The sequence below is a fragment of the Streptomyces sp. NPDC023481 genome, from assembly GCF_055560195.1.
In genome coordinates this window covers 341,914-353,802 of record NZ_JBVHJE010000006.1, presented here as the reverse complement: position 1 = coordinate 353,802, position 11,889 = coordinate 341,914, and the positions used below count along the sequence as shown (strand labels likewise).

At 73.5% G+C, this 11,889-nt stretch carries 10 protein-coding genes; 3 read left to right on the top strand and 7 right to left on the bottom strand.

The window, feature by feature from the left end:
• Positions 1-50: 50 nt before the first annotated feature.
• Entirely contained in the window at positions 51-980 is a 930-nt protein-coding gene (locus tag ACZ3ZD_RS15845; protein WP_467397128.1) for an ABC transporter ATP-binding protein, read from the bottom strand.
• Positions 973-1,887, bottom strand: a complete 915-nt coding sequence (locus tag ACZ3ZD_RS15840; protein WP_467397126.1) for an ABC transporter permease — start codon at positions 1,885-1,887, stop codon at positions 973-975. Before ACZ3ZD_RS15840 ends, ACZ3ZD_RS15845 begins: the two co-directional genes overlap by 8 nt.
• A 205-nt stretch (positions 1,888-2,092) precedes the next feature.
• Between ACZ3ZD_RS15840 and ACZ3ZD_RS15835 the strand changes: the two genes are divergently transcribed.
• Positions 2,093-2,731 (top strand): TetR/AcrR family transcriptional regulator, encoded by a 639-nt coding sequence (locus ACZ3ZD_RS15835; RefSeq protein ID WP_467397123.1) that lies wholly within the window; start codon positions 2,093-2,095, stop codon positions 2,729-2,731.
• Between the two features lie 21 nt (positions 2,732-2,752).
• Here ACZ3ZD_RS15835 and galE read toward each other — a convergent pair whose 3' ends face one another.
• The 3 genes from galE to ACZ3ZD_RS15820 are packed head-to-tail and all read right to left on the bottom strand — an operon-like array spanning position 2,753 to position 6,731.
• Positions 2,753-3,733: a UDP-glucose 4-epimerase GalE gene (gene galE, locus ACZ3ZD_RS15830; RefSeq protein WP_467397121.1), complete on the bottom strand. Its 981-nt coding sequence runs from the start codon at positions 3,731-3,733 to the stop codon at positions 2,753-2,755.
• 38 nt (positions 3,734-3,771) lie between these two features.
• Positions 3,772-5,415, bottom strand: a complete 1,644-nt coding sequence (locus ACZ3ZD_RS15825) for a glycosyltransferase family 2 protein (protein ID WP_467397215.1) — start codon at positions 5,413-5,415, stop codon at positions 3,772-3,774.
• Between the two features lie 44 nt (positions 5,416-5,459).
• Positions 5,460-6,731 carry a glycosyltransferase 87 family protein gene (locus ACZ3ZD_RS15820; RefSeq protein ID WP_467397118.1) on the bottom strand — a complete coding sequence of 424 codons (1,272 nt, stop codon included), beginning with the start codon at positions 6,729-6,731 and terminating at the stop codon, positions 5,460-5,462.
• Between the two features lie 249 nt (positions 6,732-6,980).
• On the opposite strand from ACZ3ZD_RS15820, the gene ACZ3ZD_RS15815 reads away from it, so the two are divergent.
• Positions 6,981-8,696 carry a glycosyltransferase family 39 protein gene (locus tag ACZ3ZD_RS15815; protein WP_467397212.1) on the top strand — a complete coding sequence of 572 codons (1,716 nt, stop codon included), beginning with the start codon at positions 6,981-6,983 and terminating at the stop codon, positions 8,694-8,696.
• On the opposite strand, the gene ACZ3ZD_RS15810 is transcribed toward ACZ3ZD_RS15815, so the two are convergent.
• Positions 8,644-9,135: a MarR family winged helix-turn-helix transcriptional regulator gene (locus ACZ3ZD_RS15810; RefSeq protein ID WP_467397116.1), complete on the bottom strand. Its 492-nt coding sequence runs from the start codon at positions 9,133-9,135 to the stop codon at positions 8,644-8,646. The two genes, ACZ3ZD_RS15815 and ACZ3ZD_RS15810, sit on opposite strands and share 53 nt — an antisense overlap.
• A 74-nt stretch (positions 9,136-9,209) precedes the next feature.
• Between ACZ3ZD_RS15810 and ACZ3ZD_RS15805 the strand changes: the two genes are divergently transcribed.
• Positions 9,210-9,623, top strand: a complete 414-nt coding sequence (locus tag ACZ3ZD_RS15805; protein WP_467397113.1) for an organic hydroperoxide resistance protein — start codon at positions 9,210-9,212, stop codon at positions 9,621-9,623.
• 56 nt (positions 9,624-9,679) lie between these two features.
• On the opposite strand, the gene ACZ3ZD_RS15800 is transcribed toward ACZ3ZD_RS15805, so the two are convergent.
• Entirely contained in the window at positions 9,680-11,884 is a 2,205-nt protein-coding gene (locus tag ACZ3ZD_RS15800) for a bifunctional glycosyltransferase/CDP-glycerol:glycerophosphate glycerophosphotransferase (protein ID WP_467397111.1), read from the bottom strand.
• Positions 11,885-11,889 lie beyond the last annotated feature (5 nt).

Genomic DNA, 11,889 nt, shown 5'->3' with positions numbered 1-11,889 from the left:
CTGTCACTAAGCAGATGAAAGGGATGGCTGCGCTCGGCGTAAGAGGGGGCTCAGGAGGGAAGAGGCACTTTCGGCGCGTCCGGTTGCGATGTGTCCGCTTTGGTGTCGTCCACTTTCGCATCCGTCGCTTCCGCTGTCGCTTCGGTCACCTTCGGCTCCGGCTTCTTCTGCTCCGGGGCCTGGGCGGAAGCCGGCTTCTTGTCGCCGGTGAAGGCCTCGTACTCCTTCATGACCTCTTCGGTGGGGCCGTCCATGCGCAGTTCGCCGCGCTCCAGCCACAGTACCCGCTCGCAGGTGTCACGGATCGACTTGTTGTTGTGGCTGACCAGGAAGACCGTGCCCGCGTGCTGCCGCAGCTCGCGGATCCGCGCCTCGGAGCGTTTCTGGAAGGAGCGGTCGCCCGTGGCCAGCGCCTCGTCGATCAGCAGGACGTCGTGGTCCTTGGCGGCGGCGATGGAGAAGCGGAGCCGGGCGGCCATGCCGGAGGAGTACGTGCGCATCGGCAGGGTGATGAAGTCGCCCTTCTCGTTGATCCCGGAGAAGTCGACGATGTCCTGGTAGCGCTCCTTGATCTGCTCCCGGGACATGCCCATGGCCAGACCGCCCAGGTAGATGTTCCGCTCGCCCGTCAGGTCGTTCATCAGGGCCGCGTTGACGCCCAGCAGCGAGGGCTGGCCGTCGGTGAAGATGTGCCCGCTCTCCACCGGCAGGAGGCCGGCGACCGCCTTGAGCAGGGTGGACTTGCCGGAGCCGTTGGTGCCGATGAGCCCGATCGCCTCCCCCCGGTAGGCGACGAACGACACCTTCTTCACCGCGTGCACCCGGCGCACGCCGGCCGCCTTCTCGGTCTGCTTGCGGCGCAGGATGCGGTTGAGGGCGGCGGTGGCGGTGCCGCGGCCGGCGCCGGTGCCGTTGACCCGGTAGACGATGTCGACGTCGTCGGCGACGACGGTGGGGATCTTCTCGCTGTGCTCAGCCACGGCCGTACGTCTCCTCAGCCTTCCAGAAGTAGATGAAGCCGCCGATGCCGGCGAGCAGGGCCCAGCCGACGGCCGCCGCCCAGACGTGCGGGGGCAGGGACTTGGCGTGGAAGCTGTCGATCAGCGCGAACCGCATGAGGTCGATGTAGACCGCGGCCGGGTTGAGTTCCAGCAGGACGGTGACGATGTGCGGCAGGTCGTCCTTCCTGGCCAGCTTGTCGATGCTCCACATCACGCCGGACACGTACATCCACGTGCGCAGCAGGAACGGCATCAGCTGGGCGATGTCCGGGGTCTTGGCGCCCATCCGCGCCATGATCATCGAGACGCCGGCGTTGAACGTGAACTGCAGCACGAGCGCCGGGATCGCCAGCACCCAGGAGGCGGCGACCGGTACGCCGAAGCAGAGCAGGATGACGACCAGGGCGGCCATCGAGAACAGCAGCTGCTGGAGCTGCTGGAGCGCGAAGGAGATCGGCAGGGCGGCGCGCGGGAAGTGCAGGGCGCGGACCAGGCCGAGGTTGCCGGAGATCGCGCGGGTGCCCGCCATGATCGAGCTCTGGGTGAACGTCCAGATGAACACGCCCGTGACCAGGAAGGGGACGTAGTCCGGGACGTTGTGCTTGGTGCCGAGCAGCACGCCGAAGATGAAGTAGTACACCGCCGCGTTCAGCAGCGGGGTCATGACCTGCCAGACCTGGCCGAGCTTCGCCTGGCTGTACTGCGCGGTCAGCTTGGCGGTCGCGAAGGCGCTGATGAAGTGGCGGCGGGCCCACAGCTGGCGGACGTACTCCGGCAGTGAGGGGCGGGCGCCGCTGACCGACAGGCCGTGCCGGGCCGCCAGTGCCGAGAGGTCGTCGTCGGCCGGGGCCCGGGTCGGGGGCGGTGTGTGGAGGACCTGGCTCACATCCGCTGCTTTCGCTCGGGGGGGAGGGGTGCTGCGTCCGACTTTTGCCGGGATCGCCGCGTTCGTTCCCGTCGACCGTTGTTTCCTTACGCTTCTCTTCACGTTCTCTTACGACGGGACGGGACCGTATCGTCGCAACGTGAGCGTACGGCCAATCGACGTCGGAACGCAACCGTTTCGTCGTGACGCCCCTATGCTGTGCGGTATGACGACGAACGCCGCCGGGCCCGCCGACGAGCCGCCGGTGCGTGCGCGCCGCCGGGCCCCCGCCGGGGCCGCCGTGCTCCGGGAGGACGTCACCGAGGCGATCCGGGCGGCCGTCTTCGAGGAGCTGGCGGCCGCGGGCTACGCGCGCATGTCCATCGAGGGGATCGCCCGGCGGGCCGGTGTCGGCAAGACGGCGGTGTACCGGCGGTGGCGTTCGAAGCTGCACCTGGTACTCGACGTGGTGTCGGCGCTGGCGGTGACCGGCTTCCCGGTACCGGACACCGGCTCCCTGGAGGGCGACCTGCGGCTCCTGTACGAGGTCACCTCCCGCGCGCTGCGGCATCCGGTGGCCTCGCAGATCATCCCCGACCTCCAGGCCGAGGCGGCCCGCAATCCCGACCTCGCGGACGCCTTCCAGAAGGCGCTGCGCGACGGTCAGGAGGGGGTGGCCAGCCGGATCGTGGCGGCCGCCGAGACCCGGGGGGAACTGGCCGCGGGGCTCGACCCCGAGCTGGTCCTGGACCTGATCTCCGGGCCCCTGTACTGGCGCGCGGTGGTGATCCGCTCACCCCGGCTGCCCAAGGGGTACCTGGAGAAACTGGCCCGGGCCACGGCGGGGGCGCTCAAGGCGCTGTGAGGCGCCGGGGGCGGGGTCGCGCTACGACCGCGCCGCCTCGGGGTGGTTCCGTACCCAGCCCTCCCACGCCGACGTGATCATGTCCTGGACGTCGTACTTGGCGTGCCAGCCCAGTTCCGTGGCGATCCGCGCGGCCGAGGCGACCACGCGGGCCGGGTCGCCGGGGCGGCGCGGGGTGACCGTCGGGGGGCGGTCGTAGCCGGTGACCGCGTTGATCCGGTCGATCATCTCGCGCACCGACACGCCCTCGCCCCGCCCGATGTTCAGGGTCAGGTCGGTGCCGGGCGCCGAGCGCAGCGCGCGGGCGACGGTCACATGGGCCTCGGCCAGGTCGACCACGTGGATGTAGTCGCGCACGCACGTGCCGTCGGGCGTCGGGTAGTCGTCGCCGAAGATCCGGGGCGCCGCGCCCTCGGTGAGCCGCTCGAACACCATGGGGACCAGGTTGAACACGCCGGTGTCGGCGAGGTCGGGGCCGGCCGCGCCCGCCACGTTGAAGTAGCGGAGCGCCGCCGTGGCCATGCCGGTCGCCCGGCCCGTGGCCCGGACGAGCCACTCGCCGGCCAGCTTCGTCTCGCCGTACGGGGACATCGGCCGGCAGGGGGTCTCCTCCGTCACCAGGCCGACGTCGGGCATGCCGTAGACGGCCGCGGAGGAGGAGAACAGGAAGGACGGGATCTGCGCCGCGGTCACCGCTTCCAGCAGGACGCGCAGGCCCTCGACGTTCTCCCGGTAGTAGTGCAGCGGGCGCTCCACCGACTCGCCCACCTGCTTCTTCGCGGCCAGATGGACGACCCCGGTGACCTCGTGTCCGGCGAGGGTGCGGGCCAGCAGGTCCGCGTCCAGGACCGAGCCGCGCACCAGCGGGACCTCGGCCGGTACGCGCGCGGCGACCCCCGTGGACAGGTCGTCGTAGACGACCGCGCGCTCGCCCGCCTCGGTCATCGCCCGCACGACGTGCGCCCCGATGTATCCGGCGCCCCCGGTGATCAGCCAGGTCATTGCGGCATCTCCTTGTCAGCTCGTCGGTCGGCCCGTGTTCAGTGAAGCAGGCGGCGCAGGCGGCCGCGGACCACCCGCAGCATCCCACCGAGGCCCGTCGCCACCCGCAGGGCCAGTGCACCGGAGTGCGTGGCGTACGGCTGGGCCAGGATGACGCCGTGCACGGCGCTCGGAACGGCGCGCCGGCGCAGCCGGCCGTCGCCCGTGCGGGCGTGCGCCGTCATCTCCCGCCGGGTGCCGTCGGCGAAGCGCAGGGTCAGACACAGGTCCCAGGTGCCCGAGCCGAGCCGTGCCAGGTCGACGGGCACCACGGCCGACCAGGTGTCGCCGGAGGGCGTGAGCGCCACCGTCGTCCGCCCGCGCGTGCGGTCGTCGTCGCGTGCCCGCCACTCCAGCTCCACCTCGCGCGGGTCCCCCTCGGCCACCCTGCCGTACAGCTCGTGCAGCCGCAGGCGCAGCAGCGAGACACGCGCGCCGGGGCGCAGTTCCGCGTCCACCGCGAGCGGCAGCTCGGCGACGGGCCGGGTCAGCAAGGAGGCCAGGGTGACCTGGGGAAGGGCGTCGGACCAGACGGGGATCCCGTCGGACGTGCGGGCGTACGGCGGTAGCAGGCGCGCCGGGCGGGCGGCCAGCTCCCGCAGCCGGGGCAGGTCGCGCGGCTCGGGCGACTCCAGCAGCACCCGGGCGACCAGGCCGCCGGGCGCGGCGGGGTCCAGCTCCCAGTCGGCCGCGTCGTAGCGCGCGAGGTACTCCCGGGTCAGCTCCCACCACGCGCGCCGGTAGTCCGGGTCGCGCAACCCCAGCTCGCGCGCGTACATGCGCACCTCGTGGTCCAGGAACTTGGCGCGCGCCGCCCGCGCCAGCTCCTTCTGCCCGGCGCCCAGCAGGATGTCGTACGCCAGCCTGGACGCCTCCAGGCGCGCCGTCCAGTTCTCGACGCGCCCCCGGTCCAGCGAGAGCGACAGCCGCTCGGCCGACCGGCGCACCTGCCACACGTACACCCGGTCCGGTACGAGCGCGAGGCGCGGGCTCGCCGCCAGCACCCGCGCGACGAAGACGAAGTCCTCGTAGAGGAAGCGGCCCTCGGGGAAGCGGATGCCGTGCTCGCGCAGGAAGTCGGTGCGGTACAGCTTGTTGACGCACAGCGTGTCGTGGACCAGGCGGGGGCGCTGAGCGGGGCGCGCCAGGACGGCGGGCGAGGCGTACAGGGGCGCCTGCCAGGGCTGCTCGCGCCCCGAGGGCAGCTCCCGGCGCACGCACAGCCCGCTCGCCACCTCGGCGCGCGCCTGGGTGGCCGCCGCCAGCAGCGCGTCCACCGCGCCCGGCGGCAGCACGTCGTCGCTGTCCAGGAACATCACGTACGGCGCGGTCGCCGCGTCGATGCCGGCGTTGCGCGGGCTGCCGCAGCCGCCGCTGTTCTCCGCCCGGCGCACCACCCGCAGCCGCGGCTCGCCCGCCGCCAACTGGGCGAGCAGCCCGTCACTGCCGTCGGTGGAGCAGTCGTCCACGGCGATCACCTCGGCGACGGCGGGTCCCTGATCGAGCGCCGAGCGCACGGCATCACCCACATGGGCGCGGTCGTTGTAGCCGATCACGACGACGGCGACCCGCGGCGCCGGGGGCGCCGCGGGTTCGGGCGCCGGGGCCTGCGCCGGGTGCGGGTGGGGCGGTTCTGGATGCATGGGGTCCACGGGCCGGAAGCGTACGAAGGTTCGGTAATACCCGGTTAGGAGAGGCTTAGTGCTCGCTTCGGAAGACGGTCGGAACCGCGTGGGGGTTGCGTCGGCGGCACGGACTTTCCGACCGGCGGCCGCGCGGCCCGCCACAGCCGCACGAAGGACAGCACGGCGGCGGCCGCCAGCACCCCGTTGCGGGCCAGCATCAGCAGGCACCCCGCCCAGCTGCCGGCGACCACCTCGCCGTAGCACATCGGGTACGCCACGGTACTGAGCGTGGACGCCACGAGGACCAGCACCGCCACCGGCCGCTGACTGGTGCACCGCGAGGTCAGGCACACGGCGGCCAGCCCGATCAGCCAGATCATGTACTGCGGGCTGATCACCCGGCTGGTGACCGTGAACAGCAGCACCGCGCTCAGCGCCGCGTCGAACGGCGTGGCCTCGCTCCAGTGCCGCGCCCGCACCCGCCACAGCACCAGCAGCGCGAAGGAGACCGCCGTCAGCGCGAGGGAGGCGGTGGCGACGGCCTGCACGGACGGGCCGACCATCTCGATCGCCCCGTACCGGTAGCGGGCCCGGCCCGGCCAGCCGGCATGCCGGGCCAGGTTGAGCGCCGTACCGCCGAGCGACTCGATCTGCACGCCCCGGCCGCCCTGCTCCCGCAGGAACGACAGCGGGTGGGTGAAGCGGGCCGCGAACACCGCGAGGCACGCGAGAGCGGACCACCCCGCCCACGTCCACGCCGTGCGCGTCGGCCGGCCCCGGGGCGTGCCCAGCAGCACCAGCGCCGGCCACACCTTCACCAGCGCGCCCAGCGCCCCGAACACACCGCCCGCGCGCGGGGAGCGCGCCGAGGCCAGCAGGGAGAGCACGGCGAGGGCGGTGACCTGGACGTCGTACCGGGCCAGTGGCAGGTGCAGCAGCAGCGGCAGGCCGCCGGTCCACAGGGCCGCGCCGAGCAGGCTGCGCCCGGGCCGGGTACCGGCGCGCAGCAGCGCCCCCAGGGTCAGCGCGTCCACCGCCAGCGTGACCGCCACGAACGCCTCGAAGTACGTCAGGCCCGGCAGCAGGCCCGGCGCCAGCAGCACCGCGCCGGCGCCCGGCGGGTACTGCCACAGGGTGTCGTGCGCCGGGAAGGAGCCGTGCGCGAGGACGTCGTACCAGTGGGAGTACAGCCGCCACACCTCGCGGGTCACCGAACCGCCGCCCAGCAGCCGGGCGCCGCTCACGGTGAGCAGCCACAGCATCAGGGCACGGGTGGCGAGCCAGACGGCGGTGAGGGTGAGGACCGGGCCGGGGGTGACGCGGAGACGGTTCATCACATGGGAGCCTAAGCGGTGCGTACGGTGCATCTCCGCTGATACACCGTCAGGAACCGCAAATATTGGCTAATCGTAAGAGATCGGGCCATGGTGAACGTCGGGCTTCCTGCGAAACCCCGGTCGCGTCGGGCGGCCGTGACCACGGGCACGCCGGCCGGTGCGACCAGCCGTCCACCGTACCGGGCACCGGCGTCCCGGACGCGGGCGCACCGGACCGCCGCCGTCGTGGGCCTGCCCGCGCTGGTGATGCTCGCGCTCGGCCGCTGGGGGCTCGACCGGGGCGGCATGTGGCGTGACGAGGCGGTCAGCTACCAGGTCGGGCGCCGTACCGTGCCGCAGATCTGGCGGCTGCTGCACGACGTGGACGCGGTGCACGGCCTGTACTACCTCCTGCTGCACGCCGTCCTCGCCGTCCACCCCGGCGAGGTCGCCCTGCGGCTGCCCTCGCTGTGCGCGGCGGCCGGCACGGCGGGTCTGGTGGCCGCCCTCGGCGCGCGGCTGGTCCGGCCGCGGGTCGGGCTGTGGGCCGGACTGCTGTACGCCGTCACGCCGATGGCCGGCCACTACGCCCAGGAAGGCCGCTCCTACGCGCTCGTCGCGGCCGGTGCCACCGGCGCGACGCTGCTGTTCGTCCGGGCCGTGCGGGGCGGCACCTGGTGGCCCTACGGCGCCGTCCTCGGGCTCACCTGCTGGCTGCACGAGTTCGCGGTGCTGCTGCTCCTTGCCCACGCGGTGTCGCTGGCGCTGGCCCGGGCCGGGCGGCGGGTGTGGCGGGGGTGGGGGCGTACGGCGGCGGCGGTCGTGCTCGCGCTGCTGCCGATGGTGGTGGTGTCGCGGGGGCAGGCGGCGCAGGTGGCGTGGCTGCGGACGCCTACGGCGGAGGCGGCGGAAAGGTTGCTGCGGCTGTTCCTGGGACCGACGGACGAGGTGTTCTGGGCCTGCCTCGCGCTGGGCGCGCTGGGGCTGGCCGGCGTGGTGGGACGACGGGGCGAACTGACCTGCGCGGGGGTGGCGCTGCCCCTGGCGGCGGTCCCGCCGGCGGTCCTGATGCTGGCGTCACAGTGGTCACCGCTGTACGTCGACCGGTACGTGCTGTACGCCCTGTCGGGCGCGCCCCTGCTGGTGGCGTGCGGGGCGGAGAGGGGGGCGGCGGCCGTCGCGCGCTTGAGCACCGGCGCCCGCCGCCCGCCCAGCCGTTCCGCCCCACCCGGCGACGGCCTGCGCGACGCGCATCCGTGCGGCGACGGCCAGTGCGGTGGCCGCCCGCGCAGGGACGGCTCGTACGACGGCCACCCGTCCGCCGACCACCCGTCCGCCGACCGCCCGCGCGACGGCCGACTCTACGGCGACAGCTCACACGGCGACGCCCGGCCGCGCGGCGAGGGTGGCCCGTACGGCGACGGCCCGTCGCGGAGTCTCCCTCTGCCGCGGCTGCCCTGCGCCGCTCTCGCCGGTGTCCTCGCCCTCGTCCTCGTCCTCCTCCGCCAGTTGCCCCTGCTGGAGAGGGACCGTGATCCCGGGCACCGGCCCGATGATCTCGCCGCTGTCTCCCGGCTGGCCGCGCGGAACGTGTCGCCCGGGGACCCCGTGCTGTTCCTCCCCGGGTCGATGCGGAACGTGGCGCTCACATATCCGGGGGCCTTCCGCGGGACGCGGGACGTGGCGCTGGTGGCCGGGGCCGCCGGGTCCGGGACGCTGTACGGGCGGGAGGCCGGGCCGGCGGAGGTGCGCCGGCGGCTGGCGCGGCTGGACCGGGTGTGGGTGGTCGCGGACGGGAGGCTGCTCGCCGGCCGGACGGCGCCGCGCAACCCCGTCGAGCGGGCGAAGGCGACCGTGCTCGGGCAGCAGTTCGTGGCCCGCCGGGAAGCCGTGCGGGGCGCGGCGACCGTACGGCTCTACGTCCGCCCGCTCAGCGCACTGCCCGCGCCTCCGCCCCCGCCGCCGCGTCCAGAGCGGTGGTGAGCTGGTCCAGCCGGGCGCGCAGGTCCACGATCTCGGCCAGGTCGAAGCCGGTCGCCGACATGATCCGGCGGGGCACCTCCAGGGCGCGCTCGCGCAGCGCCGTGCCCTCCTCGGTGAGCTGGACCAGGACCGAGCGCTCGTCCTCGGCGCTGCGCTCGCGCCGCACGAGGCCGGCCGCCTCGAGCCGCTTGACCAGTGGGGACAGCGTGCCCGAGTCGAGCCGCAGCTGTTCGCCGAGCTTCTTGACCGGCAGCCCGCCCTGTTCCCACAGCACCAGCAGCACCAGGTACTGCGGGTAGGTGAGCCCGAGGTCCTTCAGGACCACGCGGTAGACGCCGTTGAAGGCACGGGACGCGGCGTGCAGGGAGAAGCAGATCTGCCGGTCCAGGCGCAGCCAGTCCATGTCGTTCATGGCTCCAGGATAGCCCTCGCGAGCCATTTAGTTGTGTGCAATTTAATTGTGTGCAACACTCCTGCGGTAACGAACCGCCACACCCCAGAGGGATGGTCTTCATGGACGCGCTCTACACCGCTGTCGCCACCGCCACCCACGGCCGTGAGGGCCGTGCCGTCTCCTCCGACGGCAGGATCGACCTGGCCCTGGCCATGCCGGTGGAGCTGGGTGGCGACGGTCAGGGCAGCAACCCGGAGCAGCTCTTCGCCGCCGGGTACGCCGCCTGCTTCGGCAGCGCCCTCGGTCTCGTCGGCCGCCAGGCCAAGGTCGACGTCAGCGACGCCGCCGTGACCGCCGAGGTCGGCATAGGCAAGCAGGGCGAGGGCTTCGGGCTGAAGGTCACCCTGCGCGTCGAGCTGCCCGACACCCTGGACGAGGAGACCGGCCGCAAGCTGGTCGAGGCCGCCCACCAGGTCTGCCCGTACTCCAACGCCACCCGCGGCAACGTCGACGTGGACCTGGTCGTCGAGTAGTCGAGTGAGTCCGAGGAGGGCCGGTCCCGGTCGGGGCCGGCCCTCTGGCGCACGGCTCAGGCCGAGGTCAGCGCGTCCGTGGCCGCGACCTGGCCCGGGATCCGCACCGGCTGCGACCCGGGCGCCGGCTCGCCCAGCAGCAGCGTCCGCACCACCCGTTCGGCGGCCCGCCCGTCGTCGTACTCGCAGAACCGGGCCCGGAAGTCCGCGCGCAGCCGCGCCGACTCCGCGTCCCGCCAGGCGCCCGAGGCGAACAGCCCGGCCAGCTCGCGGTAGGAGGTGGAGACATGGCCCGGCGGCTCGGCGGTGATGTCCAGATAGGCGCCCCGGCTCGCCCGGAACGCGGGCCAGTCGTCGGCGTGCACCACGATCGGCCGGTCGAGCACGGCGTAGTCGAACAGGACGGACGAGTAGTCCGTGACCAGCACGTCAGCGGCGAGCAGCACGTCCGCCGTCACCGGTTCGTCGGTCGCGTCGACCACGATCCGGCGCCGGGCCAGCTCCGCCAGGCCCATGCCCCGCGCCGGGCCGGTCGCCAGCGACGGGTGCAGACGGACCACCACCGTGTGGCCCTCGCCGAGGTCGGCCGCGAACCGGGCCAGGTCGATCCGGTCCACGTGCCCGCCCCGGCGGTAGTCCCGGCGGGTCGGCGCGTACAGCACGACCGTGTGGTCCGCCGGGATGCCGTACCGCTCCCGGAAGTCACCGGGCCCGCCGTTCACCAGCACGTCGTTGCGCGGGCTTCCGGTGCGCACCGAGGTGAAGTGGCAGGGGTAGGCCCGCTCCCACACCAGCTCGGAGTGGCGGTTGGCGACCAGGCTGTAGTCCCAGCGGTCGGCCCGGCGCAGCATCTGCGGCACGTCGAAGCCGAGCCGGGCCCCCGGCTTGTCGAGCAGGTCGGCGCCCACGTACTTCAGCGGGGTGCCCTGGTGGGTGTGGACGTGCACGCTGCCGGGGCGTTTGACCAGGGAGCCGGGCCAGTTGACGTCGTTGACGAAGAACTTCGCCCGCGCGGTCACCTCCAGGTACCGTCGCGAGCCGACGATCACGTGCTCCACGTCGGGCGGCAGCAGCGCGGCCGTCTCCTCGTCCCGCACCACCCACACCCCGCGCAGCTGCGGCGCGATCTCGCGGGCCGCCGCGTACACGGCCGCCGGATCGCCCAGCAGGCCCCGGTGCGAGGACGCCGAGTAGACCACCAGGTGCTCGTCCGGCGACCGGTGCGCGTGCACGGCCGCCCAGCCGGCGCGGGCCCGGCCGGCGGCCGCGTGGCGCGCCCGCTCCGCACGCCGGGCCGCCTCCCGCCCGGCCCGCTCCGCCTGCCGCCGCAGCCGGTATCCGGTCCAGGACCCCTCCAGCACGGCCACCTCGCCGTCCACCAGGGCGCCGGCCGGCCGGTGCCGGCGGAACATCCGAGCGGTAAGCCGGAAGAACTCGGCCTTGTCGGCGGGCGGCAGCCGGTCCGGCTTGGCGAGGATGTCCAGGCAGTGCTCGCCCATCTTGCGGTGCAGGTACGGCCGCCACCGCGCCAGCTCCGGCCGCCCGGCCACGAACGCGAAGACCCGCTCGTACTGGTCGTGGACGTCGAAGTGCTTGCGGCTGGTGGTGGACAGGATGTTGCCCTGCCGGCGCTGCCGGTAGTTCAGGCAGATCCGGTCCAGGGCGGCGATCCGGCGGGCGCTCAGCATGACCGGGAACGTCCAGGGCGTGTCCTCGTAGTAACCCGGCGGGAACTCGAAGCCGTTCTCCGTGACGAACTCCCGCCGGTACACCTTGTTCCAGACCACCATCAGCAGGTCCAGGATCCGCGGGTACTCCTCGGCGGTGAACGTGTCGGGGGCCTCGGCCAGGAGGTGCGCGAGGACGTTGCGCCGGGTGCCGCCCCACCAGTAGGCGCGCGCGTAGTCGAAGACGAGCACGTCCGGGTCGCCGGCCTCGGCGAGCCGGTCGGCGACGGCCCGCAGCGCGCCCGGGGTGAGGCTGTCGTCGCTGTCCAGGAAGAACAGGTAGTCGCCGGTGGCGTGCGGCAGACCCGCGTTGCGGGCCCGGCCCAGGCCCACGTTCTCCGGCAGGTGCAGCACCTTCACCCGCGGGTCGCGCTCGGCGTACTCGTCCAGGATCGCGCCGCAGCCGTCCGGGGAGCGGTCGTCCACGGCGATCAGCTCGAAGTCGCCGAAGGACTGCCCGAGCACCGAGTCCAGGCACTCGCGCAGGAAGCCCTGCACCTTGTAACAGGGCACGATCAGACTGAAGCGGGGCACGGCGG